The organism is Chryseosolibacter indicum (genome assembly GCF_018598585.1).
Classification (GTDB): Bacteria; Bacteroidota; Bacteroidia; order Cytophagales; family Cyclobacteriaceae; genus Chryseosolibacter; species Chryseosolibacter indicus.
Window position 1 is genome coordinate 1 of record NZ_JAHESD010000011.1, and the last position, 25,449, is coordinate 25,449.

Consider the following 25,449-nt stretch of genomic DNA (forward strand, 5'->3'; position numbering starts at 1 on the left):
ATACCAAGCTGATAATGTTCGCGACTTTGCGTGGGCGAGTTCAAGAAAATTCATCTGGGATGCGCAAGCTGTAAAACTTCCCACCAACACTGTAATGGCCATGTCTTTCTACCCGAAAGAAGGGCTTCCTGTATGGCCGGAAGAATCGACCAAGGCAGTAAAGAACGCCTTGGAAATCTATTCTAAATATTCATTCGACTATCCTTATCCCGTAGCAATTTCGGTAAACACATCAAACATAGGAATGGAATTTCCGATGATCAGCTTTAATGGCGGAAGACCGAGAGACGGGAAGATGAGTGAGGGTGCTAAGAAAGGAATGATCGGCACCATTGTTCACGAAGTAGGTCACAACTATTTTCCAATGATCGTAAGCTCAGATGAACGTCAGTGGTTCTGGATGGATGAAGGTCTGAACACTTTCCTTCAATCGATGACAGAAGAGCAACGCTATGGCTGGGACTTTACCACTAAAGACATTGTACCCTACATGAAGGGCGACAAGAACTTTTTGAAACCTGTAATGAGTACTGCAGATAATGTTGAGCTATTCCAGATAGGTAACAATGCTTACAATAAACCTGCTACTGCGCTTTATATTCTCCGCGAAACAGTAATGGGTCCTGAGTTGTTTGATAAAGCATTTAAAGAATACGCACAACGTTGGATGTATAAACACCCTAAGCCTGCTGACTTCTTCAGAACTATGGAAGATGCCTCAGCGGTAGACCTCGACTGGTTCTGGCGCGGATGGTTCTACTCAACAGATCGCGTAGACATTGCGGTAGATGAAGTAAAGTGGTTTAAGCTGAAAACGGAGAAAACAGATCTTGAAAACAAGAACAAGAATGTAAAAGCCGGTGACCTGAACGCGTCATCCGCAAACAAGAACACAAATGATTTTAGCAACGGGCCAGAAGAATTTACACTGATCAATACACCCGATCAATTCTATGGCGAGTTTAAGAGTCGCGTAGATGACAATGCGATCAGACAGAAATTAGAAGGCAAAAACATTTATCAGATCAAGTTTAAAAACGTTGGTGGTCTGGTAATGCCATTGGTTATTGAATGGACTTACAAAGATGGTTCTAAAGAAATAGAGAGAATCCCTGCAGAGATCTGGAGAATAAATGAAAACGAGATAACGAAAGTATTTGTAAAGGAGAAAGAGGTTGTTAACATTGTTCTCGACCCTAACTTCGAACTGGCAGATACAGAGATGAGCAACAATGTATTCCCGAAGAAGCCCGTAGAATCCAGATTCGATCAATTTAAAAAGCAGAATTAATCATTGCAGTCGTAAAACTAAAAAGGCCACCACATAATGTGGTGGCCTTTATTGTTTTAACACATCAAATATATGTTAATCCATAGCAGTCTCTATTGTTTCTTTGGAAACCTTCTCCACCTCTACCATCTGAAAGACAAAAAGGCTTCCATCACTAGTTTGTATCTTTAAATGTTGAGAGGGAATCATTTCGGTTATAAGTCCTTTAATTCTACTGCCATTTTTAAGATACACAACATCAACAATTAGCTCAATAGGTTTCTTGGGTACTGGAGTAGGGCAGTTGGTATAATCAACAGTGTATTTGAAATTTTTGTAATTCAGTTTTGTTACGCCAAACTCCGTATTATCCGGTTTCCATACGGCTCCCGTGGCTAAATCGACCACACCACCGACGGGTATGGGAAATGGTGCTCCGGTGCTTGGCGAAAAAGACCAAAACAACAGACTGCAAATAAAAGCTCCAGTTCTAAACTTACGTGATACAAAGGAATATGATTGCGTTGGGCAACCGTCTTGTTTAACTTCAAATACAAAATTGTTTGCCTCAACCCTTTTCACTTTAAACTTGGCAACGCCTGTTCCCTGGAATTGGTCATTATAATAAATCTTAGCTTTAGGGTGGTCGTCGACTTCAACAGATGCTATATATCGGGAGCCGCCTACAATCGTACCACAATTGGACAGAGAAAACATGATCGTAACGATCAGGAGGAATCTTTTAAAATACATGGGGGTGGTTTAAAGGTTTATATAAAGATAAACCTTTAAACTCATTGTATAAAAAGCTTTGTTACTTTTTCAAGATCAACATTTCCTCCGGAGAATATTACTCCTACCTTTTTACCAGCGAATTCTTCTTTCGACTTTAAAACTGCGGCGAGGGGAACCGCCCCTGATGGTTCTACAATAAGTTTCATGCGCTCCCATATCAAACGCATGGCTTCAATTATCTCCTGGTCTGATACGGTTATCACTGCTTTTACATTTTCCTTAATGATGGGAAAGTTTTTTTCGCCTAGCGCAGTAAGTAAACCATCTGCTATTGAATTAGCTTGTGATTTTTCAATTTTACCACTTTGCATAGCGCGATAAGCATCATCAGCACCTTCAGGCTCTGCGGCATACACTAAAGTAGAAGGCGAGAAATATTTCGTAGCCATTGCAGTACCACTGAGTAGTCCGCCCCCACCAACAGGTGCAATAATCACGTCAAGGTTATTTTGTTCTTCAAACAATTCTTTTGCAGTAGTAGCCTGGCCAGTGATAACATCATAGTTGTTAAACGGATGTATTTCATGCGCGCCAGTTTTCTTAATAACATCTGCCAATGTTGATTCTCTAGCCTCAAGTGTTGGTTCACATTCAAAAATTTCACCACCATAACCTTGTACACCTTTTTTCTTAATGGCAGGTGCCGTCCGTGGCATTACTATATATGATTTAACACCCAACACCTTACCCGCCCTTGCTATAGCCTGCGCATGGTTGCCACTGGAGTGCGTTGCAATTCCCTTTTTTCTTTCTTCTTCTGATAATGATAACGCGGCATTCATTGCTCCTCTGGCTTTAAATGCTCCGACCTTCTGAAGGTTTTCGCACTTGAAGAAGATTTTACATCCTGCAATATCATCTATACTTTGGGATGTAATTACGGGTGTGCGATGCACATAAGGTCTTATCCTTTCATGTGCATCAATAATGGATTGCCTTGTTATCATTAGAAATAAATGTTGGATATTAATCTTTAAACATTAATGCGCATCTAACCAATTATCCCCAACACCCACTTCAACTTCCATCGGCACTTCCAGCTGAACCGCACCGCACATAAGCTGTCTTACATTCTCCTTTACAATATCAACTTCATCTTTATGTAAATCGAAAACAAGTTCGTCATGCACCTGCATGGTCATCTTCGTTTTTAATTTCGATTTACGCAGCCATTCGTGAATATTTACCATGGCAATTTTAATGATGTCTGCAGCACTACCTTGTATAGGTGCATTTATAGCGTTACGCTCTGCAAAACCTCTTGTAGAAACATTCCTTGAGTTGATATCCCTCAAATATCTGCGACGTCCGAAAATAGTTTGTACGTATTCTGTTTCACGTGCACCGTTAATTGACTCATCCATGTAACGCTTTATAGCAGGAAACTCCTGGAAATACGCTTTGATAATCTCTGAAGCTTCGCTGCGCGAAATGCCAAGATTCTGAGCCAAACCAAAAGCTGTGCTACCATACAGAATTCCAAAGTTAACTTCTTTGGCTTTTCTACGCATGTCTGAAGTAACCTGGTCTAACGGCACATTAAAAACTTTCGCTGCAGTGGTTGTATGAATATCTCTACCCGTACGAAAAGCTTCAATCATGGTTTCATCCTTCGCGAAAGAAGCTGCAATTCTTAATTCTATCTGAGAATAATCTGCCGACATGAAAAGGTAATCTTCATTGCGGGCAACAAATGCTTTTCTTATCTGTTTGCCCTTATCCGTTCTGATGGGAATATTCTGAAGGTTCGGATTGTTTGAGCTTAGTCTGCCTGTAGCTGCCACGGCCTGCCTGTAGTCCGTATGAATTCTTCCATCATATTGGCTGATCATTTTAGGCAACGCTTCAACATAGGTAGAGCGAAGCTTGTCATAGACCCTGTAATCTAAAATCTTCTTTGCTATTTCATGTTCACTGGCAAGATTAAGTAAGATATCTTCACCGGTAGCATATTGTCCAGACTTGGTTTTCTTAGGCTTGTCACCAAGCTTCATTTTATCAAACAGAACTTCTCCAAGTTGTTTTGGTGATCCGATATTAAATTCAACACCAGCAATCTCATAGATGGCACGTTGTACGATTTCAGTTTCAGCACGAAGTTCCTCTGACATCTTATTTAACGCCTTAATGTCTACCTTCACGCCCTCAAACTCCATTGCTGCAAGTACTTTAACCAGGGGCATCTCAATTTCATTCATCAGCTTGATATGCCCGCGTTGCTCAATTTCCTTTTGCAATGGCTCACGTAACTGAAAGATCTTGTCGAGTCGTTCGCATACCTGATTCTTCTGTTTTGAATCCGGATCAGACAACAATTCATAATTTAAATACTGAGAAGCCAGTATTTGCAAATCGTGAGAAGCTTCTGGCTCAATCAGGTAATGCGCGAGCATTGTATCAAAAACGTTTCCGCATACTTCAATACCAAACTTCTTTAGTATTAGCAATGTGCTTTTTATGTTGTGGCCTACTTTTAGAATATTCTCATTGCTAAAAAAGCCACTAAACTCTGCTGCAATTTTTTCGGCCTCCTCTGCATTGGTAACAGGAATAAAATGCGCTTCATTGGCCTGATAACAAAATGCTAGGCCTTTCAGTTGATAATCAAAATTGGAGGCGTTATCTGTTATTGCTTCAACCGCAACCACTTGTTGCGCACAAATTTTATCCAGTAACTCCTTACGCAACTCTGGTAGATCAACAAGGAAGTAATTAGTGTTCTCAGGATTAAAATTTTCTTTTGCTATTGCAGCAGACTCTGATGATGTTCTTCCAAACATTGAGAGCTGTGCATTTTGCTTTGCCTTAGGTGCAGCTGCAGCAGATCCTCCTTCTTCATTAAATGCCCGCGATGCAATACTCTTAAATTCCAATTCATCGAAGATAGGTCTCAATATATCGGTGATAGGTCCTGTATATAAAAGCGCTTCTTCGTCAAATTCGATAGGAACATCCGTAATAATGGTAGCAAGTTTCTTGGAGAGGATGGCTTGCTCGCCAAACTTTTCCAATAGCTCTTTTTGTTTTCCTTTCAACTCATGGGCATGTGCTACAGCGTTCTCAACAGTACCATATTGCTTGATTAATGTTGCTGCTGTTTTCGGTCCGATGCCTGGAATACCAGGGATGTTGTCAGAAGTATCGCCTTGAAGTCCCAGGATATCTTTTACCTGCGCAACATCTTCAATATCCCACTTCTCACAAACTTCTTTAGGCCCAAGCACATCCACGGCATTGCCCATGTATGCTGGCTTATATAGAAACACACACTCATTTACTAACTGACCGAAGTCTTTATCGGGAGTCATCATGTAAACTTCAAAATCACGTTTACATGCTTCAGAAGCCAACGTACCAATGATGTCATCTGCTTCGTAACCATCCAGTTCGAGAATAGGAATATTAAAACCTCTTATGATTTCCTTAACCTTTGGAATTCCATAGCGTATATCTTCCGGTGTTTCTTGCCGTGTGGCTTTATATTCTGTAAATATTTCATCACGAAAAGTTTTTGCAGCTGTATCGAAAGCTATACCTATATGGGTAGGCTTTTGCTTTTGTATTACTTCAAGTAGTGTATTTGTAAAGCCAAAAGGCACCGAAGTATTAATTCCTTTTGAATTAATTCGTGGTGTTTTAGTAAAAGCAAAGTGAGCCCTGTAGATAAGGGCATATGCATCCAGTAGAAAAAGTTTCTTTTTAGGCGTACTCATATTCTCTGCAACTTATGAATTGAAACCCAAGTTTCTAATTCAGAGTTATAAATTTGAAATAATTTTTATTCGAGGAAGACATCAGTTTATGTTGTAATAAATCTCACAACCTTTCAAAAAATAAGACCTTTACGGATGACTCCTTAAAGGTCTGTTTACTTGATGCTATAACTTAAAAATAACCGATGCAGCTTAAACAACTATTTTAGTCTTCCCCGGAAAAAGGCGACGGTGTGCTTCCAGGCATCTGCGGCGGCTTCTTTATCATAAATCTCGTTACTTGGATTAGCAAATCCATGTTCAGCGTTGTAATTCTTAACAGTCACATTTTTACCTGCAGCTTTCATGCTCTCTTCAAACTTTTGCACCACGTTAGGTGAAATGTATTTATCTTTTGTTGCAAATATTCCAAGCACGTCTGTATTCAATGTCTTTAGCTTTGCCACGTCATCAACAGGCATGCCGTAATAAATAACACAGGCTACTGCCTGCTTTCCCGCATTTAATGTTGCAAGTATAGACTGACCTCCGCCGAAACACCAGCCTAACGTACCAACCTTCGCACGTTTACCAGCAAATTGAAGCGCACCTTTTACAATGGCATCACCTCTATCCTGCTTAAATTCCTGCATGTAACGTGCTGCTGTTTCTCTGTCGGATCCAACTTTGCCGTCATACATGTCTAAGGCCAATACATTTACGTTTCCCAATTCCTTATACAGTTCTTCTGATTGTCTCTTGATGTTGTCATTTAAACCCCACCACTCCTGAAATACAAGTATCCAATTGTCTGTTTTGTTTTTCGCTTTCAGGTAGTAGCCATTCGCCTCCTTCCCATCAGGCGTCTGAAATTTGATCATCTTTCCGCCTTCTTCAGAAACGTGGCGATAAACGCGAGGTATTTGATGTTCAGCATTAAAATCTTTATTGGAAGCAAACATGGCAAACTTCTCTGTTGGAGACGTGTGACATACGGTAATAGCATCACTCTGCGCCATTGCGATATTTCCGACTATTATCGCAATAGAAAGTATAATTACTTTTTTCATGTTTATAATTGCTTTGGTGTTCACTAAATGTCTAGTCTTTCAATTGTCCTGTTATAACTCTATCATAAGTTATAAAATCAGTGTTTATTGGATCATATCCTTTTTGGCGAAGCAGCATCGCTATCTGTGCTCTGTGATAAGATGAGTGATTGACAAGATGGATCATAATGTTTTCTACATTATTAGTATAGGGTTCTTTAACATAGTTGTTATAAGTAAGCTCCCAGTCAAAGTTCTCAGTGCTTTCTACAAACTCAAGCCATTGTTGACCCGCATTTTCGGCCATTGAAACAAGTTGATCCAAAGTATAATCCCCCCACAGTTTAACATCCGGGGCAGGTAGCCCTTTAATTCGGTGGAGCCAGAGGAATTGTGCAGCTACAACATGGCCGAGTAATGAAAGAATTTTCTCATCATGAACCTGTTGTTTCACCAGTGCTGATATTACTCGTTTGTTTGCCCAGGCATTATATCGGTAAAGTTTTAAAAAATATTTTTTCATACCGGAGCAATTTACGTTTGAATCGCTGGTAAGGAAACACTTTTGCATATAAAGTGTAAAGTGATTTAATCTTTATCCTGCTGCAGCCGATTAAAGATGCTTTAACGCGATATACTGATCTAATATCCAGCCGGTGATACTATACCTTTCACGCGTAGCGGGTAAAACTTCATGCTCTATCTGATCACTTCTAAAGCATACTAAACGGCCTCCCACAGGTAAAATATCAGCGGTTTTTTCAGGTAAATACATCCTCAGCTGGCCTCCATGTTCTTCCTTCCATCCTTCATTTAAGTAGCATATTACCGAGAGCTTACGATGATCGTCTTTCTTGAATTGATCTAAATGTCTTTTGTAAAAGGTACCAATAGGGTAAACGGTCATGTGTACCTCAAAATCTTTTAGGCTCAGAAAAAGGGCCTGGTTCAGATACTGAACAAGACTTTCTAGCCTGGAAACGTAAACCTGAAGGGGTGCCGGCGAAGCTTCTTTATCAACCCACTTGATGTAATCGCCCCGGATAGCTTCGTTAATCTGAAGTCCCTGCTGCTTACCAATACCCGCCTTTTTAAAATGATTGGCTGTATTTTTGAAGTCGTCTAGGGTAAGAATATTGTTCAGTTCATCCTGGCTTAAAAATTTGTCGGCAACGGCAAAGCCGTGTTCAGCAATATTATCGGCAATAGAATCGAATAGGGCATCCATATAGCAAATTTACAGGGTAATTAACTATACTTACAGCAGTATTATGAAATCGTTAGTAATTAAAGCAATTAGCGGCCGTTTTATCCTCCTGGTTTTTGTGTTTACGTTTTCGTTGTTAAGTTGCGAGCGTCCAAAAGAGGAAATTATATTAAGGCAGATAAAGGATGTAGTTGCCGATGCAAGTTCTGACCCTATGCTAAAAGCTGAAGCTGTCTTCTATAATCCTAACAATATTAGTGGAAGACTCAAAAACATAAATGTTGAGATTTTTGTGAATGGGAGAAAAGCAGGGGTTGTAGATAAAGACTACAAAGTAAAGATTCCGGCGAATGGAGAATTTTCGGTTCCCCTGGAAGTAAAGCTAAACATGAAGGAGCTTGGCGGTTTACAAACCCTTCTCGGGGTGATAGGCGGAAAGAAATTTGATATTCAGTACGTAGGAAAGATTAAGCTTTCGTACCGCGGTGTACCATTTAAAGTGCCGGTTGACTACAAGAGTAAAGTACGATTAGGATTATAAAAAAACAAAGTTGAGCCAGGGCCATTAACAATGAGATTAGCAAATTCGAACTAATTGCCCTAGCTTTCAGTTATTTACAAAAAATCAATTTACGATGGGAAGACCTCCAGTATTACCTAAAAAGAAAAAAGACGGATTTTGGCTTGAAGTAAGAAATAAAGGCGCTGACAGCGGCACCATTCTTATTCGTGATACACATGAAGCAATGATGCAGGCGGCAAGAATGTATCAGAATACAAAAGACGTATATATTCTTGGTGAACACAAAAATGGTAAACCTGTAGAGAAACCTAAGTCTGCTGAAAAGAAAGCTAAAGGTTAAGCGCCAGGGCGATAGCTTTCAATTACTTCTGATAAAGGCTTTGCGGAATTATAAAATTCCAGGAAGCGGAGCATGACCCTGTCCACAAGTGTATCAGGACAAGAAGCACCGCTAGTGAGGATTATTTTTACTTCTTCTTCAGGAAGGAAGTTATGTGTAATCCTCTTTTGCTTCTGATGGTAGTCGTAATGATGTATCTCTGTTTGTGACTTTATCTCCTGCTCTGAATTAATGAAGTAAGTCGGAAATTTCCTTTCACACAACTCTACAATGTGGGAGGTGTTTGAACTGTTGTATCCGCCAACAACAACTGCTAAGTCAGCGTCGGTTTCCAGAAGCTGATAAGTACTATCCTGATTGTCATTGGTGGCGTAGCATAAAGTGTCCCTTGTATCAGCATAATGTTCTTTAAGATTTAATATGCCATACTTGTCTATCATCAATTGCCTGAAGTAATCAGCGATAGCTTGTGTTTCAGTTGCGAGCATAGTTGTTTGATTGACCACACCTACCTGACTAAGATGTATTTCTGGGTTAAAACCTGATGAATAGCGCGATTCGAATTCCTGATAGAATTCATGTACGGGTTTCTCACCAGTAATGTAGGCACCTAATCGTTTTGCTTCCTCCATGTCACGTACTACAACAGATGGAGCACCCTGTGAGCTGTGAGAAAATGTTGCACGGGTCTCCTCATGTTTTGGCTTACCGTGAATAATTACAGTGTAGTTCTCTTTCCCTAGCTTATCAGCTCTGTTCCAAACCTTTTCTACAAAAGGGCATGTGGTATTATACTTTTGAACTTCAACGCCTTGGTCGAGCAGCAAATGCTCTATTTCTACTGTGGTGCCAAAAGCCGGAATAATAACAACATCGTCACGCCCAATTGCGTCCCAGGGAATAAATTGCTTTCCATCAGTATCCATTATAAATTGAATGCCTCTGCTTTGCAGGTCGTTATTCACTTCCTGATTATGAATCATCTGGCTGAGGAGAAATACTTTTCTTGATGGATTTTCTTCCAATGCACGATAGCTTATTTCGATAGCGTTTTCAACACCATAACAAAAGCCGAAATGGCGAGCTAAGTAGAATTTTACCGGGCCAAAATCAAGTAATGTTGGGGTAAAGTCTTGCTTGCGAAGATCTTTAAGTCTTCTGGCTTCCTTTATTTTTCCGGTAATAGAGGACCGGTAATAGGCGGGTATCTCGAACTTTTTGATAACAGTAGGATTTTAACAAGACATTTTTCATGTCTTTAACCCCAAAGTTATAAGGTTTGTTCAAACCCTGAAAGAAAAAGAGAGACGCATGAACAACACGCGTCTCTCTTCAATACTATGCTGCTTTGGAAAGCTTATCTTCTTCTATTGTATTTGTTCTGGGTTCTTTCTTTTCAAGGTCAAACCACATTACCTCTACTAAATTCTTTTTGATGTACTTTAAAACTTCAACTACTTTTCCATCAATTTTACTGCGAACTCGGTCGCCTTTCCTAAACAGTCTTCTCATATCTTTATTCACAATTTACATTCTCAAAGCATAGTTATATTCTCTTGGAAAGTCTTCATATGTTCCTGAGAGAATTACTAACTCACCTGGCTTCTTTTTCTTTAGTATCTCATTAAACTCTTTAACGGATTTGACCGGGGTATCGTTAACTTTTGTAATGATAAAGCCTTCACGCATTTCGGTATACTTTGCAAGCTTACCATTACCTACATCTTTCACCCGAACACCGCTATTAATATCGAGTTTTTTTAGAACTTTTGCATCAATATCTTCTAATTCTATGCCAAGTGTTGCAAAACCCTCACGTTCTTCCGGTTTTACAGCATCCGTTTTTCCTTCCTTATTTTTCAGCACAACAGGTATTGTCATTTCTTTACCTTTCCTGTTTACTGTAACGTTTACCTTATCACCTGGTCTTCGTCTTCCAATATACTCAATTAAAGCTGTATTTGAACGAATAGGTGTTTCATCAATTTTTATTACAACATCCCCTTCTTTCAAGCCGGCTTCTTTAGCAGAACTTTGATCAGCGAAAGCTGATATATAAGCTCCTTCATTAACACTTAAGTCATATTCTTTTACAAGGTCGCTGTTAACACTTGCTATAGAAACACCCAGCCATCCGCGTTGTACTGTACCGAATTTCAGAAGGTCTTCAACTACCTTGCTCACAATATCTGAAGGAACTGCAAAACCATAACCTGAGTAAGACCCTGTAGGACTTGCAATAGCAGTATTAATACCAACCAGACCACCTTGAAGATCGACTAGCGCACCGCCACTGTTGCCCGGGTTGATAGCAGCATCTGTTTGAATGAATGATTCTATTGCTGTACTACCCTGTCCGTTGTTGCTATTGCGACTTAGTATATTTATACTTCTTCCTTTAGCACTAATGATACCGGCTGTAACGGTACTGTTCAAATTGAAGGGATTACCAATTGCTAAAACCCACTCTCCAACTTTGGTCTTATCTGAATCCACGAAAGACAAATAAGGTAAACCCTTTTGATTAATTTTTATCAAAGCAATATCCGTGTCTGGGTCTGTACCTATCACTTCTGCTTTGAAAGTTCTATTGTCGGTCAACGATACCTCTACTACATCAGCCCCTTCAACTACGTGGTTATTCGTCACGATGTATCCGCTCTCATTAATGATTACGCCAGAGCCAGTACTTTGACTTGGGCCCTGCTGTTGAAAACGCGGTCCGAAGAAATCACGAAAAGGATCAAATTGATATTCCTCTCTACCATTGCTTTTCCGTGAAGTGCCTTCTTGCGTTGAACGAATATGAACTACGGCCGGCATTACTTTTTCAGCGGCTACTGTAAAATCCAAAGGCACTGCTTTGCCATCTTCATCTACTGTATAAGCAACTTTAGAGGTTGGTATATTGGCGATATGCTCAACCTTCACATTTTCCTTTTCACCTTCCAACCATTGATATGAAGCAACCGTACAAACACTTCCTAATACGGCTGCGAGAAAAAGAGATCCAAATTTTCTCATAGGACTTACTTTCTTAATTATTTTTTACTTTTAAATAAACAAAAACCAGGCAGAAAAATTAAAGCGAAATTTTGTCAGTTTTTTATTCGTGATATAAGTACGAAAATCTTCGGAGTTTAGTTTATTCGAGGGCAGGTATTTTTTTAACGGTGTTAGTAAATTACACCAGCTGTAATGTTAACCTCCCGGACAGGAGCTGCAAGCTGGTTGAAGGAGTTTTATATTACAATTAAGATAGCCCTCACCCCACTTTAGGTATTTCTTAAAAAATTACAACTTTTGATTAGCTGCTCACGTCATAGTGGGTAATAGAACAGGTTTTCATATCATCCAATGGAAGATTTTTACGGTACATGGCAAATGCACCTTGCAGAAGAAGAGAAGAACGCTGACAAACGTCTTTTGAGGAAGTTAAAAATCGCTCTTTTTATCTGGGCTATTGTATTTATTCTTACCGTTATTTGGTTCTCGCTCTCATTCTAATCTATTCTCAAACACGAGGTACATTCTTTTTCAATACTTTTGCCCTCCAACAAGTGAGGTATGATAATTCACGCAAAAGTTTTTCTTAAGAAAGGGAAAGAAATTTCGATACAAAGGCTTCACCCATGGATATTTTCCGGTGCTATTCAACGCATAGAAAGTAACGCAATAGAGGGTGGATGGGTAGAGGTGTTGGATTTTAAAGGTACTACCCTCGGTTTTGGTCACTATCAAAATGGAAGCATCGCTGTGCGAATTCTTTCTTTTGAAATTCAACCTCCGGAAGATGATTTTTATGTTAAAAGATTTTATGCTGCGCTTTTGCTGAGAAACGCCAGTGGTCTCCCTTCCGATGTTACCAATGCCTATCGTTTTATTCACGCTGAAGGTGATGGGTTGCCCGGGCTAATCATAGACTATTACGACGGTGTTGTTGTAATACAGGCTCACTCTGCAGGAATGCATAATGATAGAGAAAAGATTTCTGAAGCCCTTCAGAAAGTTTTTGGATTCCATCTTAAAGCGATCTATTACAAAAGTCATGGTACGTTGCCAGGCAAAATGCGTGACGACAATACCGAAGGATACCTTCATGGAATGGCTGTAGTACCGCACATTATCTTTGAAAATAATGTCAAGTTTTATATTGACTGGGAACAGGGACAGAAAACAGGATTCTTCCTTGACCAGCGGGAAAACAGAAAATTGCTCGGCGGTTTCTCGAAGAACAAAAAAGTTTTGAACACTTTCTGTTATACCGGTGGGTTTTCAATATATGCCCTCCATGCAGAGGCATCTTTGGTTCACTCCGTTGATGCATCACAGAAGGCTATTGAGCTAACAGAGAAGAATCTTGAACTTAATGGCTTTGATAAAAGCATTCACCAATGTTTTGCGCAAGACACCTTTGATTATCTAAAAGATAAGCAAGATGAATATGACGTCATTGTTTTAGATCCTCCCGCCTTTGCAAAACACCGAGATGCCCGGCATCAGGCTGTAAGAGGTTATCAGAGACTGAACACAGAGGCTATGAAAAAAATAAAGCAGGGAGGAATCTTATTTACATTTTCATGTTCACAGGTTGTGGATCGCCAGCTCTTTTATGATACCATTGTTTCTGCCGCCATTCATGCAGGCCGACAAATAAAAGTTTTGCATCACCTTTCACAACCTGCCGACCATCCGGTCTCTATTTTTCATCCGGAGGGTGAATATTTGAAAGGACTTGTTCTTTACGTGGAGTAAGGACAAATCGTGCTTTGCAACTTGTCAACGTCTGCAGGTGTCTAAGAATTGTAACTATTTACTATGAAACTTCTTACGTTACTTTCACTTCTGGTTGCTGTTTCGTTTTCAAACTGCTCAGAGAACGCTGAAGCATCGTGTAAAACAAAAGCTACAGTTAGAGATCTGACGGGGCTCGACGGATGTGGTTATGTATTTGAACTGGAAGATGGATCTCGACTGGTGCCTGTCTTAAGTGCAACACACACTGAAGGCAAAGATAAAGATGCGCTCTCCGGTTTTGAATTTAAAGAAGGCAAAGTTGTACTTATTGATTACAAACTTACAGCATCAGTAACTACCTGCATGAGCGGTGCAACCGTGGAAATCACATGCATAAGCACCCTGGATGCTAAAACCAAGAATTAGTTTCGGTTAGATTTTGATATTAACCTCCAGTTGCCGGTGGTTCAATTATCTTTTTTGTCTTTCGCAAGATCGCTAAACATACTGTTAAAGATCGACAGTATTAGGCTAAACAGTAAAGCCCACCAAAAACCATTAAAGTAAAACCCAGAAACAAGATAATCTACAAACAAGATAATAATTGCGTTAATAGCTAACAAAAACAGCCCAAGCGTTAGCACTGTAATAGGAATAGTGAAAACGATAAGGATCGGTTTTACGATCACATTTGCAATAGAAAGTATCACCGCAACAATAAGTGCGGTGCCGTAATCCTCTACATCAACGCCCGGGAGCAAATAAGCCGTAAGCACAATAGCTAAACCATTGAGCAGAAAGCGGATAATGAAATTCATTACAATTAGAAAAATTTGTATCAATATCCGCTTTTATGTGAAAAGCACAAATTTTAAATTGGCAGCATGTATGCTATTGTTGATATTGAGACGACAGGAGGATATGCCGAGAACCATCGCATTACAGAAATAGCGATATATCATCATGATGGCATCAACATTACAGATTCTTACCATACCCTGATTAATCCGGGTAGAAATATTCCATACTACATTACCGGTTTAACAGGAATTACAAGCGAAATGGTTCTGACTGCGCCTTCTTTCGAAGATGTAGCACAGGATATTTACAATCGTCTTGAGGGAAAAGTTTTCGTAGCACACAATGCGCACTTTGACTATTCGTTTCTTAAAAAAGAATTTGAACAGGTAGGAATCAATTGGCAGAGCAAAAAGCTTTGCACCGTACGGTTATGCCGAAAGATTATTCCTGGTCTTCGTTCTTACAGCCTTGGTAGTCTTTCTGAAAGTTTAGGAGTAGAAATTCTGAACAGGCATCGTGCTGGTGGAGATGCTGCTGCTACGGCTAAAATCTTTGATCAACTTCTCCAACGTGACAGAGACGGATATATCCTTAAAACATTAAAGAAAAATTCAGGCGAAACGATTCTGCCGCCCAATCTTCCTAAAGAAGCATTTGATAGGCTGCCAGCGCAATGTGGCGTTTACTACTTCCACGATGCAAGAGGTAATGTAATTTATGTTGGAAAGGCCGTAAATATCAAAAAACGAATTGCAGGTCACTTCACGGGGGATGCACGGGAATGGAGCCGGTCGAAAATCAGAAATGAAATTCATCACATAAGCTATGAATTAACAGGAAATGAACTGATCGCATTAATTCTTGAATCGCAGGAAATAAGAAGACTATGGCCTAAGTATAATCAGGCTCAAAAGTTTCGTGTTGAAGAATGGGGCATTTACGATTACGAAGATAGAAGCGGATATCAACGTTTTTCTGTTAACCAGGTAACAAGAGGCGCCAAGCCCTTAATAAAGTTCACTTCAAAAGGTGATGCTTGGAATTTTCTCTGGGCTAAAGTTCGGGAATTTGACTTATGCCCCAAACTTTGCGGATTACAGGTAGCAAAAGGATTATGCTTCGACTATCAGACAGGAGAATGCTGCGGTGCGTGTATGGGAATGGAAACCGCAAAGAAATACAATAAGAAAATTCAAAAAGCTATACAATCATTTGCAGGAACAGGTAATACCGTTGCCATTATTGGCAAAGGACGAAGCTTAGATGAACAATCATTAGTATTGATTGAACAAGGTAACTATTTTGGATTTGGATTTTTCGACAGGCAAGCCTCAATTTCTGATTTGGAAAGTGCCCGTAACTTTGTTAAAAAAGGCGTTGAGACCCCAACCGTTCAAAACCTTATTAACTCATACCTAATGAATCCACGTGGGTCTCAGGTAGTAGTATTCTAATACTAATCTAATTGCCGTTCGTAATTTCACTTTAGCTTGTTATCAGATGCGTAAATTGTTAAAATAGTATTGATAATTTTCTTCTCTTTGCAAAGAAGAATTGTTTAGACCCCATGCTCTATGAAGCACTTTCTCTTAGTCGTCATATTATCGCTGTGTGGTATTAAAACCTACAGCCAACAAAAGGTTGGGCTAGTACTGAGCGGAGGTGCTGCCAAAGGAATTGCGCATGTTGGCGTACTTAAAGCACTTGAAGAGCATGAGGTTCCAATAGATTATGTAGTAGGTACCTCAATGGGGGGTATTATCGCTGGATGTTATGCTGCAGGAATGAGTCCTGATCAGATCGAAAACATTGTCTTGTCAGAACAATTTCTTCGTTGGGTAAATGGGCTTCCTGAAACAGGATACAACTACTATTACCATGAAGGGGAAGTAAACCCTAATTTTTTAAAAGTTAATCTCTCTCTTGATTCCATTCTTAACTTTCAACTTAATACAAGCATAGCAAGCGATGTATCGCTGAATTTCGCATTGACAGAACAAGTGGCACAGGCATCGGCTATCTCAAAGAAGGATTTTGATAATTTATTTGTGCCATTAAGAGTAGTGGCCGCAGATATTTTTACGCAAAACCAAGTCATTCTTGAAAAAGGGCTCTTAAGTGACGCGCTAAGAGCAACGCAGACCGTGCCTTTCTTTTATAACCCAATACGGGTTGAAGGAAAATATTTATTTGATGGAGGTGTGTATAATAACTTTCCTGTTGATGTTGCCCAGGATGTTTTTAAGCCCGATGTTATCATTGGATGCAATGTTTCCTCTAAGATATATAATGATTACCCCTACGACCTTGATGAGAAACTAATTGCAAACTCACTTCTCTTTCTGCTATTGGATAAATCAGATCCGGCCAGTGTACCAAAAAATGGAGTTTATATTCAGCCTGATCTTAGAGGTTATACATCCTTTGATTTTGCGCGTGCAAAGAGTTTGGTAGATAGTGGTTATGTTCAAACCCTTCGGCAAATTGAAGAGATCAAATCAAAGATAACAACAACAAGATCATGTGAAGAGGTTACGTCGCGCAGGAATGAGTTCAATAATAAAAATGCACCACTTATATTCAATGAGATAAAATTTAAAGGTTTTAACTCGAAACAAAGAAAATATCTTCAGCATATCTTTCATTACAATCCTGCTAAACCAGAGCCTTTATCATTCAGTAAAATAAAGAGAAGTTACTTTAAATTGGTATCTGAGCAGTATTTCAACAATGTATATCCCAACATTCTATTTGATTCCCTAAACAGAAGTTTCCAATTTCAACTTACACGGCGCCCACAGAAAAATTTCCAGGTAGAATTTGGTGGTGTTATAGCCTCAAGAGATATAAGTAATATTTTTCTGGGTCTGAATGTATACAACTTTAATAATCAACTACTCCATATCTACGGAGGTTTCCAGACCGGAAACTTTTACAAGGCTGCGGAAATAAAAACAAGATTGGATTTTCCTTTTCAGATGTATGTAGAACCCATTATTGGCTACCATACCTGGGACTATCTTGAAAGCGATGACCTGATACAAAAGGTAAGTTCTCCCACCGTGTTAAGAAGAGTAAACAGATTATTTGGTGTTCATGTTGGATGGCCCATGGGAAGCTTTTTTAAGAACTCCATTGGCATCGTAGGAATTAATAACCGAGATGATTATAGCAATAGAAATGTGTTTGTAAGTAGTGATACTTTAGACGCGTTGAAGTTGACTGGCTTTAAAACAGAATTTATTTTTTCAGCCAACACATTAAATCGCAAACAATATGCTTCATCAGGCAAAAACTATTGCCTTACTGCCCAATATTTTAACATAAATGAAGAACTTGAGCCGGGGAACACATCGGTAGAAGAAGGTACTGTAGAAGCAAATCACCAATGGTTTAGAGTTAAGGCATCACTTGAACAATATTTTAATGCAGGGTGGTTCAGGCCAGGGGTCTATCTTGAGGGAGTTTTATCTAATCAACCTTTCTTTCAAAATTATAAGGGAACACTCATTAACGCCCCTGCATTTTATCCTTTACAGGATAGCAGAACCCTATTACTCGAAAACTTCCGATCGTTCAACTTTCTCGCCGCAGGCTCAAGAAATGTATTTCGCATTAAAAACCGTTTAGACTTTCGCTTAGAAGGTTATGCTTTTAAACCGATTGAATACCTTAAAGAAACTAATAACCAGGAGACTGTCGCAGTAAAAGATCTTAAATCAATATACTTCTCTGGCACTGCAGGGCTAGTACTGCATTCTCCAATTGGCCCAATTTCATTAAGTGTTAATTATTATGACGACAAAGAGAACAAACTAGGCGTTCTTCTTCACGCAGGGTTCCTTTTATACAATAAGCATTCATTGGAATAGAGAACAGAAAGCAAAGCATACTCAGTTGGAATTATTTTTTATATTAATAATTCCTGCTTCTGGCATTTATAATTTTTAAGTAAGTTTAACGGTAATTTGAAATTCCAACCCTTCATGAAGAGACTTTTATTCCCCCTCTTGTTTTCAGTAGTAATTTCTTTTTCATCATCAGCACAAACAGTTCAGTGGGCATCTGAAGTACTCGATTTTTCTTCTGAACTGACATCAGTGCAATACGCTGCACGACAAGCATTGGGAAAACCTGATGTGCTTCCTGCGGGAGGCCAAAGTCCCAATGCGTGGACACCAGATAAGCCTAAACGTAAAGAGTTTTTAAAACTTGGATTCGCTAATCCTATTTCAATAAAGCAAATCGCAATTGCAGAGTCTTTTAATCCCAGTGCCCTGTATCGTGTTCTTGTTTATGATGAATCAGGAAAGGAACATGTAATTAATACACTTAACCCAATGGCCATTCCTTTAAAAGGAAGGATGTTAAATATCTTTACAGATCAAACGCCATACAAAGTTGCTGCCGTAAAACTTGAATTTGATGGTGCTGCCTTGCCTGATTATTTTGGTATTGATGCAGTAGCTATTTCGGATTCGAACTATCCCATTATTGCGGACATTCCAAAGCTTAAACTTTTAGCTTCAGGAATTGTAATTGAAGCATTGGATAAGAACGTTAACAGTGAATATGATGAGCTGAACCCATTGTTGTCTCCGGATGGCAAGACCTTATACTTTAGCAGAAAAGGACATCCTGGCAATATCGGTGGCGTAAAAGACAAAGAAGACATTTGGTTCTCCGAGCTTGACTCTGCAGGCCAATGGCAACTTGCAAAAAATATGGGTCCAAAGTTTAACAATGAAGGACCTAACTTTTTAAATACCATACAATCTGTAACGCCAGATGGAAAATCTGCCATTATGGTATTAGGGAACAAATACATTGGAAATGGGAAGATGGTAGCTGGTGTTTCTATCAGTTCAAATATTAATGGCCAATGGTCATCTCCTGTTGCGTTAAATATTAAGAACGATTACAATTTTAACGAGAAGGCAAACTATTTTCTTTCAAATAGCAGGAAGACCTTAATTATGTCTGTTGAACGTGAAGATTCTTATGGTGATAGAGACTTGTACGTAAGCTTTATGGGTCGTGACAGCATCTGGACGGAGCCATTAAACATAGGTGATATAGTTAATTCTGCAAGTGAAGAATCCGCTCCCTTCCTCGCTGGTGACGAGAAGACTCTATATTTTTCCTCTAAAGGATTTAGTGGTTACGGAGGCAACGATATTTACGTAACAAGAAGATTGGATGACACATGGACCCGTTGGTCAGAACCAGAGAACCTTGGCCCTGAAATTAACTCTCCTTTGGAAGACCTCTTTTTTAATATTCCCGCATCAAGTGAGTATGCTTACTACTCGAGAGGGGTAAGTGAAAAGAATACTGACATTTTCAGGGTAAAACTTCCGATTGTAAAGAATCCAGAACCCTGGATAACAGTACGTGGTAAAGTTATTGATGCCACAACAGGCGAACCTGTTACAGGGAAAATCGTATATGAAAGACTACCTGACGGAAAGGAAATGGGAATAGCGCAGGCAAATCCGCAAACAGGCGAGTATGAGATCAAGTTGCCAGGTGGGCACATGTATGCGGTAAGAGCAGAATCTAAAGACAGAATTTCCGGAAGCCAGAACCTGGATTTAAGAAATATTACTGCAGATAAAGTTATTGACCAGAAGGATTTTAATCTTGACCCGATCAAGGTTGTAGCTGTAAAGGAAGACGCAACAATTGCATTAAATAACGTCTTCTTTGATTTTAATAAAGCAACTCTTAAACCAGAGTCTTTTCTTGAGCTTAACCATATTGCAGAACTGTTAAAAGAAAAAGCTGGCATGCAGGTTGAGATAGCAGGACATACTGATGCAATTGGTTCAGACGCTTTTAATTTAACGCTGTCAGAAAAAAGAGCAAAATCAGTTATTCAATATCTTGTTAGTAAAGGTGTACAAAAGAACCGATTAAAGGCTCAATTCTATGGAGAAGCAAAACCTCTTGATTCTAATGATACAGAAGAAGGGCGCCAAAAAAACAGACGTGTAGAGTTTAAGATATTGAAGATATAGGATAAGAAAACCTCTAACCCCACTATGACTAGACATTCACTTTATTCAACTTTAGTGCTTAGCCTGGTTAGCTTCTGTAGTATAGCACAAAACCCGGATAATGTAATCTATGCAGAAGGAAAAATAGTTAATGCACTAACCAAAGAACCAGTAAATGCAAGAATAACGTATCAATCACTACCTTATGGCAGCAGAATTGGCGTTATTAACAACAGCACTTACTCTTTTCCAATGTTTGATAATGAGAAGTATGCAATTGTAGTTGAAGCTACCGGCTTCTCAACTGTCAAATATCTGCTTGATCCAAGCAGTGCTGACTCCGCCAATAAAGTAATTAAAGATGTGGAGTTAAGCAGCGAAGGAGAATCCAAACATGCAATCGGGCAAGTAATGCGATTGGACAATCTTATTTTTGAGGTCGGCAAATCCAAAATAGATCCTGAATCTTACAGTGAGCTCGACGTACTCGTTGACATGATGGTTGAAAACCCAAAGATGGTAATACAACTTGAAGGCCATACCGATTACCTGGGTGAAGCAAAGGTAAATTATAAATTGTCACAATCGAGGGTTGAATCTGTAAGGGACTACATTGCAAATAAAGGGATAACAAGGTCGAGAATTAAAACAAAAGCCTTTGGTGGTACACAACCTCTCTCCAGGGAAAATACACCAGAGGCACATCGATTGAACAGAAGGGTAGAGGTACGGATCCTTCAGAATTAATCGGCTAAGAAGGATGAGCTTGCAATAGCAGGAATACGTTGCTTTCTTAACAATTGAATTTTCTTTACGTACTCTTCCTTGGTAGAGGCATCCAGTTCACTCTGCATTACAGAGAGCAGCACAATTTTAGAAAACTCTTCTATTCTTGGTGAATTGTATACAGCTATCGCCTTATCCAAATGGTTAATAGCACCTGTCAGTTCTTGTGCGTTATATGCTTCAATAGCCATGTTATAGTGTAGCAACCCTGCCATTTGCTTTAGTGATACTGTATTAAAAAGCTTAAACTGATATTGATATAAGGTTTTTTCGTTGTCCTTTTCTTTCTGTTCAATTCTATTTTCTTTATAAAAAGAAATTCGTCTCACCATTTCTCTTTCATCACTTACGTAGCCGTGAGCAGGATCAGTAGCCTCGAAAAGAACTGCTCCATCATTTGTTTTTACCAGTAGAAAAATATGGTAATTCGTTTCAATTATTTTGTGTTCGATGTTAAAATGATCGAGCAGTAACGCATAAAGAGCGGTACCTGTCAAACAATTATACGTTCCATTTTCAGCGAGCTCACCAAAGCTTGCGTATTCTGTATAATTTTTAAGGTAACGACGATGCGTTTTTGAAAAGAGATATTCGAGAAACTGCTTTTCTGATTTAGAATTTCTTTTTCGTGCTAGCTGCTGAACGAACTTTTTAAGGTCATCATCTAAAGAGCTTGATGTATTATCCGTTTCGGAAAAAAGGTTTACATAATAAGAAATGCCTCTATCAACCTGAGCAGAAGCATATGTGCCTCGAAGAAATAAAATTGGCACCAATAAAAACAACACCTTCACCCTCATGTTACGCCAATGTTAATATTACGTTACCAAATTTAACATAACCTTAATATTTTACAAGGTTTATTAACATAGAAGTAATATTTACATGCCAATTGCACTTTTAGAAGAGAAAGCTCTTACCCCCTTCCGGAAAATAAACAAGATGGCTTGGTATCCGGTAAAGTCTGTTAAGGGTATAGCTGGGAAATATTTGGAGCGTAATTTGAAGGTTTTGCAAGATTTCTTACAATCAAAAAAATAGCCGATTAAAAATACACTAGGGTGTTTACTAAATTTACACCCGATTTTTTCGTTGAAAAAAATAATTATGAAGAAAATATTCAAATGGGTTTTTATAGTACTGGGCGGCCTCCTTGTACTTATACTTGCAGCAGCATTCATTCTGCCTATCGTATTTAAAGACGAAATAAAGGCAGCTATTGAAAAAGAAATAGCGAAATCAGTAAACGCTGACGTATTCTTCGAGGATTTTAATGTTACATTATTCAGAAGCTTCCCTAATGTAACGGCCGAATTAAAACAAGTTGGGGTAATCAACAGGGCTCCTTTTGAAGGTCAGGTGCTTTTTGCAACTCAGGAATTTACTGTTGACGTTAACATCATGGATTTACTGGGAGATCAGCTTAGGGTAAAAGGCATTTCTTTAGTGAAACCTGTTATTAACATTAAAGTTCTACCCGACGGCCGTGCTAACTATGATATTGCTTATCCAAGCACTGATACCACAACGACATCAACAACAGATACTACAGAATTCTCGTTTGGTATAGATCATTGGGAAATAGTTGATGCTGATGTTACTTATAATGATCAATCGCTGCCTTATGTACTGGTAGTAAAAGGACTTAACCATAGCGGTAGTGGTGATTTTACCCAGGATGTTTTTGATTTAAAAACCCGCACTACTGCAGATACTGTTACAACTTCGTTTGACGGTGTTGAATATTTAACGAATAAGAAGGCTGAGATAGACGCAACACTAACCATCAGTGAAGGATATACAAAATATACCTTTAAAGACAATACAGCCAAAATAAACGACTTCGCAGTGCATTTTGATGGTTGGTTTAAGATGAATGAGAATGACTTTGGAATGGATTTGACTTTTAATTCACCAGAAAGCTCTTTTAAAAGTCTTTTATCGCTTGTTCCTGGAATTTATTCAAAGGATTTTAAAGATATTAAAACAGAGGGAGAATTATCCTTTAAAGGCGCCGTAAAGGGAACATACAGCGAAAAGCAGATGCCTGCGTTTAACCTGAACCTTTTGGTTAATAACGCTATGTTCAAATATCCTGATCTTCCTACTGCCATCAGCAACATCAATGTTGATCTCTTGGTAGATAACAAGGATGGTATTATTGACAATACAGTAATTAACCTGAAAAAACTTCACCTCGATTTTGGATCGAATCCTGTAGATGCAAGTGCATTAGTAACAAAAATGTATCCTACCAACGTAGATGCCAGCCTTGCAGCCAAACTTAATCTTAACGAATTAAGTAAAATGTTCCCTATGGATGGCTTAGAGATGAAGGGTAACTATTCGGTTAATTTGAAAGCAAAAGGTATTTACGATAGTTTGAAGAAAACCATTCCTGCCATTGACGCAAATATGGCCCTTGCAGGTGGGTATGTTAAGTCCAAAGACTTCCCTATGCCGTTAGAGAATATGCGGTTCACGTCTACCATAAAAAATGCAACTGGTAAAATGGCGGAAACTGTTATCAACGTACAGGACTTCTCTCTCCTACTTGATAAGGAGCAGTTTAACGCAAACCTCTTGCTCCAGAACCTTGATGATTACAACTGGGATTTAAAAGCCAAAGGTGGTATAGACCTTGAGAAAATAACAAAAATCTTCCCGATTGAAGGAATGACACTAGCTGGAAAAATCAATGCAGATCTCCAGACTAAAGGAAAGTATTCTGATGTTCAGGCCGAACGGTACGATAAACTTCCTACCAGTGGTTCAGCGTCATTAAAAGACTTTAAATACATTACGAAAGATCTTCCCGAAGTAACGCTTAGCCAGGCTTCAATGCAGTTTGATCCGAAGAAGATTGAGTTAAAGAACCTGGATGGTAAAATAGGAAAGAGTGACTTCGTGGTTACGGGAGCTATCTCTAACTACATTGCTTATGTGTTTGGAAATGAAACCATAAAAGGTAAGGTAAACTTTAGTTCGAATCTTCTGGATTTAAATGAGTTTATGACTGACACTGAAGTGCCTGCTACTGCAACTACTGATACTGCTTCTTATGGTGTAATTCCAATTCCAAACAATATTGACTTCATTCTTACTTCTAATGTTAAATCTGTTAAAATGATGGATTACAACATTACGAATGCAGTTGGTGATATTATTGTAAAAGATGGTGTAGCTAACCTCAGTAACCTGAAGTTTAACATGCTGGGTGGTTCTTTTGTGGTTAATGGAGCTTATAACACAAAAGATGTTAATCATCCTAAATACGACTTTGCATTAAAAATAGATAACCTTGCAATTCAGCAGGCAGCATCGTCATTCTCTGTAGTTCAAACCTATGCTCCTATTGCAGGACTTGTAAATGGTAAATTCAATACCGATTTTAAAATAGCAGGGGAATTGAAACAAGATATGATGCCAAACCTGGCAACAGTGAATGGGGGAGGTCTTATAAAAATTGCGCAGGCCTCATTAAAGCAGTCGAAACTCGTTGCAGGAGTTACGTCATTAACAAAACTTAATGATTCAGATGAAGTAAACCTTAAAGATGTATTAATGTCTGCTTCTATAGAAGGAGGAAAATTGAGTGTAAAGCCTTTCGACGTTAACTTCGGATCATATAAAACTACCGTGGCAGGTTCAACTGCCTTAGACGGAACTATTGATTATACGTTGAAAATGAACATTCCTGCAAATAAATTAACAAGTCAGCTTAACAGCTTTGTAGGAAAGTATACTAACACCAAGACAGACCCTAATGCGCCTATACCGGTTACAATAGGACTTGGAGGTACATTTGCCGATCCTAAAACGAGTCTTATTGGAGATGAACAAAAAGAACAAGCTAAGGAGGCGGTGACAAATGCTGCCAAAGAAGAGGGAGCAAAGGCATTGGAGAAAGCTGTAAAGGGAACAGAAGCTGAAAAGATAATTGGAGGTATTTTGGGCAAGAGCAATAAGAAAGATTCTACTGCTACAAAAACCGATACTGCAAAAGCTACCAACCCTGCACCTACTGTTCAGGATGTAAAAAAACAGGTAGAAGACGAAGCGAAGAAAAAGATTCAGGGATTGCTGAAAAAGAAAAACTAAAATCGTGCAATCTCGAGATACATAAAAGCCTTCCATTTGGAAGGCTTTTATATTTCTGGTAACTACATTTTATCGTTGTAATTCTACGCTCATCGCGCTATATGATCGTTATTCGAAGGTTGAGAAATACTGCTTTTATATCAGCGTAT

22 protein-coding genes are annotated in these 25,449 nt (G+C 39.0%); 11 read left to right on the forward strand and 11 right to left on the reverse strand.

What is annotated here, in order from left to right; genetic code table 11:
- Positions 1-1,291: M1 family aminopeptidase (locus KK060_RS07020; RefSeq protein WP_302180023.1), on the forward strand; the 1,291-nt coding region annotated here is incomplete at its 5' end.
- A 75-nt stretch (positions 1,292-1,366) separates the two neighbouring features.
- On the opposite strand, the gene KK060_RS07025 is transcribed toward KK060_RS07020, so the two are convergent.
- From KK060_RS07025 to KK060_RS07050, 6 genes are all read right to left on the reverse strand, one after another.
- Positions 1,367-2,023 (reverse strand): hypothetical protein, encoded by a 657-nt coding sequence (locus KK060_RS07025; protein WP_254152996.1) that lies wholly within the window; start codon positions 2,021-2,023, stop codon positions 1,367-1,369.
- 41 nt (positions 2,024-2,064) lie between these two features.
- The gene (locus KK060_RS07030; protein WP_254152997.1) at positions 2,065-3,012 is read right to left on the reverse strand and encodes a threonine ammonia-lyase; all 948 of its coding nucleotides are present in this window, start codon (positions 3,010-3,012) and stop codon (positions 2,065-2,067) included.
- Positions 3,013-3,045: 33 nt separating this feature from the next.
- Positions 3,046-5,778: a DNA polymerase I gene (polA, locus tag KK060_RS07035; RefSeq protein ID WP_254152998.1), complete on the reverse strand. Its 2,733-nt coding sequence runs from the start codon at positions 5,776-5,778 to the stop codon at positions 3,046-3,048.
- 200 nt (positions 5,779-5,978) lie between these two features.
- A complete protein-coding gene (locus KK060_RS07040; protein ID WP_254152999.1) occupies positions 5,979-6,827 on the reverse strand; it encodes a dienelactone hydrolase family protein in 849 nt (282 codons plus the stop codon).
- A 31-nt stretch (positions 6,828-6,858) separates the two neighbouring features.
- Positions 6,859-7,329: a DinB family protein gene (locus tag KK060_RS07045; RefSeq protein ID WP_254153000.1), complete on the reverse strand. Its 471-nt coding sequence runs from the start codon at positions 7,327-7,329 to the stop codon at positions 6,859-6,861.
- A 90-nt stretch (positions 7,330-7,419) separates the two neighbouring features.
- Entirely contained in the window at positions 7,420-8,034 is a 615-nt protein-coding gene (locus KK060_RS07050; RefSeq protein WP_254153001.1) for a 2OG-Fe(II) oxygenase, read from the reverse strand.
- A 43-nt stretch (positions 8,035-8,077) separates the two neighbouring features.
- Here KK060_RS07050 and KK060_RS07055 point away from each other — a divergent pair, with 43 nt between their 5' ends.
- Both KK060_RS07055 and KK060_RS07060 read left to right on the forward strand, forming a co-directional pair.
- Complete coding sequence (locus tag KK060_RS07055; RefSeq protein WP_254153002.1) at positions 8,078-8,554, forward strand: LEA/WHy family protein; 477 nt, start codon at positions 8,078-8,080, stop codon at positions 8,552-8,554.
- Between the two features lie 94 nt (positions 8,555-8,648).
- Positions 8,649-8,876 carry a hypothetical protein gene (locus tag KK060_RS07060; RefSeq protein ID WP_254153003.1) on the forward strand — a complete coding sequence of 76 codons (228 nt, stop codon included), beginning with the start codon at positions 8,649-8,651 and terminating at the stop codon, positions 8,874-8,876.
- On the opposite strand, the gene KK060_RS07065 is transcribed toward KK060_RS07060, so the two are convergent.
- From KK060_RS07065 to KK060_RS07075, 3 genes are all read right to left on the reverse strand, one after another.
- Entirely contained in the window at positions 8,873-10,099 is a 1,227-nt protein-coding gene (locus KK060_RS07065) for a 4-hydroxy-3-methylbut-2-enyl diphosphate reductase (RefSeq protein ID WP_254153086.1), read from the reverse strand. The genes KK060_RS07060 and KK060_RS07065 overlap by 4 nt on opposite strands.
- A gap of 115 nt (positions 10,100-10,214) precedes the next feature.
- Entirely contained in the window at positions 10,215-10,388 is a 174-nt protein-coding gene (locus KK060_RS07070; RefSeq protein ID WP_254153004.1) for a hypothetical protein, read from the reverse strand.
- A gap of 15 nt (positions 10,389-10,403) precedes the next feature.
- On the reverse strand, positions 10,404-11,900 hold the full coding sequence (locus KK060_RS07075) for a Do family serine endopeptidase (protein WP_254153005.1): 1,497 nt from the start codon (positions 11,898-11,900) through the stop codon (positions 10,404-10,406).
- Positions 11,901-12,233: 333 nt separating this feature from the next.
- Here KK060_RS07075 and KK060_RS07080 point away from each other — a divergent pair, with 333 nt between their 5' ends.
- The 3 genes from KK060_RS07080 (at position 12,234) to KK060_RS07090 (ending at position 14,039) form a co-directional block, all read left to right on the forward strand.
- Complete coding sequence (locus tag KK060_RS07080; protein WP_254153006.1) at positions 12,234-12,383, forward strand: hypothetical protein; 150 nt, start codon at positions 12,234-12,236, stop codon at positions 12,381-12,383.
- Positions 12,384-12,443: 60 nt separating this feature from the next.
- On the forward strand, positions 12,444-13,631 hold the full coding sequence (locus KK060_RS07085) for a class I SAM-dependent rRNA methyltransferase (protein ID WP_302180024.1): 1,188 nt from the start codon (positions 12,444-12,446) through the stop codon (positions 13,629-13,631).
- 63 nt (positions 13,632-13,694) lie between these two features.
- Positions 13,695-14,039 (forward strand): hypothetical protein, encoded by a 345-nt coding sequence (locus KK060_RS07090; RefSeq protein ID WP_254153007.1) that lies wholly within the window; start codon positions 13,695-13,697, stop codon positions 14,037-14,039.
- Between the two features lie 41 nt (positions 14,040-14,080).
- Here KK060_RS07090 and KK060_RS07095 read toward each other — a convergent pair whose 3' ends face one another.
- Positions 14,081-14,431, reverse strand: coding sequence for a phage holin family protein (locus KK060_RS07095; protein ID WP_254153008.1), 351 nt, complete (start codon positions 14,429-14,431; stop codon positions 14,081-14,083).
- Positions 14,432-14,497: 66 nt separating this feature from the next.
- Here KK060_RS07095 and KK060_RS07100 point away from each other — a divergent pair, with 66 nt between their 5' ends.
- The 4 genes from KK060_RS07100 to KK060_RS07115 all read left to right on the forward strand — a co-directional run bounded on the left by KK060_RS07100 (position 14,498) and on the right by KK060_RS07115 (position 21,160).
- On the forward strand, positions 14,498-15,868 hold the full coding sequence (locus KK060_RS07100) for an exonuclease domain-containing protein (protein WP_254153009.1): 1,371 nt from the start codon (positions 14,498-14,500) through the stop codon (positions 15,866-15,868).
- Between the two features lie 120 nt (positions 15,869-15,988).
- Positions 15,989-18,286 carry a patatin-like phospholipase family protein gene (locus tag KK060_RS07105; protein ID WP_254153010.1) on the forward strand — a complete coding sequence of 766 codons (2,298 nt, stop codon included), beginning with the start codon at positions 15,989-15,991 and terminating at the stop codon, positions 18,284-18,286.
- Between the two features lie 114 nt (positions 18,287-18,400).
- Positions 18,401-20,434, forward strand: coding sequence for an OmpA family protein (locus tag KK060_RS07110; RefSeq protein WP_254153011.1), 2,034 nt, complete (start codon positions 18,401-18,403; stop codon positions 20,432-20,434).
- Positions 20,435-20,458: 24 nt separating this feature from the next.
- Entirely contained in the window at positions 20,459-21,160 is a 702-nt protein-coding gene (locus tag KK060_RS07115) for an OmpA family protein (protein WP_254153012.1), read from the forward strand.
- On the opposite strand, the gene KK060_RS07120 is transcribed toward KK060_RS07115, so the two are convergent.
- On the reverse strand, positions 21,157-21,999 hold the full coding sequence (locus tag KK060_RS07120) for a hypothetical protein (RefSeq protein ID WP_254153013.1): 843 nt from the start codon (positions 21,997-21,999) through the stop codon (positions 21,157-21,159). The genes KK060_RS07115 and KK060_RS07120 overlap by 4 nt on opposite strands.
- Before the next feature lie 307 nt (positions 22,000-22,306).
- Here KK060_RS07120 and KK060_RS07125 point away from each other — a divergent pair, with 307 nt between their 5' ends.
- Positions 22,307-25,300 carry an AsmA family protein gene (locus KK060_RS07125; RefSeq protein WP_254153014.1) on the forward strand — a complete coding sequence of 998 codons (2,994 nt, stop codon included), beginning with the start codon at positions 22,307-22,309 and terminating at the stop codon, positions 25,298-25,300.
- Positions 25,301-25,449: the final 149 nt, after the last annotated feature.

Bases quoted from the DNA above. Each gene is read 5' to 3' on its own strand.
- KK060_RS07025 (WP_254152996.1), bottom strand. From the start codon at position 2,023: ATGTATTTTAAAAGATTCCTCCTGATCGTTACGATCATGTTTTCTCTG.
- KK060_RS07030 (WP_254152997.1), bottom strand. From the start codon at position 3,012: ATGATAACAAGGCAATCCATTATTGATGCACATGAAAGGATAAGACCT.
- polA (WP_254152998.1), bottom strand. From the start codon at position 5,778: ATGAGTACGCCTAAAAAGAAACTTTTTCTACTGGATGCATATGCCCTT.
- KK060_RS07040 (WP_254152999.1), bottom strand. From the start codon at position 6,827: ATGAAAAAAGTAATTATACTTTCTATTGCGATAATAGTCGGAAATATC.
- KK060_RS07045 (WP_254153000.1), bottom strand. From the start codon at position 7,329: ATGAAAAAATATTTTTTAAAACTTTACCGATATAATGCCTGGGCAAAC.
- KK060_RS07050 (WP_254153001.1), bottom strand. From the start codon at position 8,034: ATGGATGCCCTATTCGATTCTATTGCCGATAATATTGCTGAACACGGC.
- KK060_RS07055 (WP_254153002.1), top strand. From the start codon at position 8,078: ATGAAATCGTTAGTAATTAAAGCAATTAGCGGCCGTTTTATCCTCCTG.
- KK060_RS07060 (WP_254153003.1), top strand. From the start codon at position 8,649: ATGGGAAGACCTCCAGTATTACCTAAAAAGAAAAAAGACGGATTTTGG.
- KK060_RS07070 (WP_254153004.1), bottom strand. From the start codon at position 10,388: ATGAGAAGACTGTTTAGGAAAGGCGACCGAGTTCGCAGTAAAATTGAT.
- KK060_RS07075 (WP_254153005.1), bottom strand. From the start codon at position 11,900: ATGAGAAAATTTGGATCTCTTTTTCTCGCAGCCGTATTAGGAAGTGTT.
- KK060_RS07080 (WP_254153006.1), top strand. From the start codon at position 12,234: ATGGAAGATTTTTACGGTACATGGCAAATGCACCTTGCAGAAGAAGAG.
- KK060_RS07085 (WP_302180024.1), top strand. From the start codon at position 12,444: ATGATAATTCACGCAAAAGTTTTTCTTAAGAAAGGGAAAGAAATTTCG.
- KK060_RS07090 (WP_254153007.1), top strand. From the start codon at position 13,695: ATGAAACTTCTTACGTTACTTTCACTTCTGGTTGCTGTTTCGTTTTCA.
- KK060_RS07095 (WP_254153008.1), bottom strand. From the start codon at position 14,431: ATGAATTTCATTATCCGCTTTCTGCTCAATGGTTTAGCTATTGTGCTT.
- KK060_RS07100 (WP_254153009.1), top strand. From the start codon at position 14,498: ATGTATGCTATTGTTGATATTGAGACGACAGGAGGATATGCCGAGAAC.
- KK060_RS07105 (WP_254153010.1), top strand. From the start codon at position 15,989: ATGAAGCACTTTCTCTTAGTCGTCATATTATCGCTGTGTGGTATTAAA.
- KK060_RS07110 (WP_254153011.1), top strand. From the start codon at position 18,401: ATGAAGAGACTTTTATTCCCCCTCTTGTTTTCAGTAGTAATTTCTTTT.
- KK060_RS07115 (WP_254153012.1), top strand. From the start codon at position 20,459: ATGACTAGACATTCACTTTATTCAACTTTAGTGCTTAGCCTGGTTAGC.
- KK060_RS07120 (WP_254153013.1), bottom strand. From the start codon at position 21,999: ATGAGGGTGAAGGTGTTGTTTTTATTGGTGCCAATTTTATTTCTTCGA.
- KK060_RS07125 (WP_254153014.1), top strand. From the start codon at position 22,307: ATGAAGAAAATATTCAAATGGGTTTTTATAGTACTGGGCGGCCTCCTT.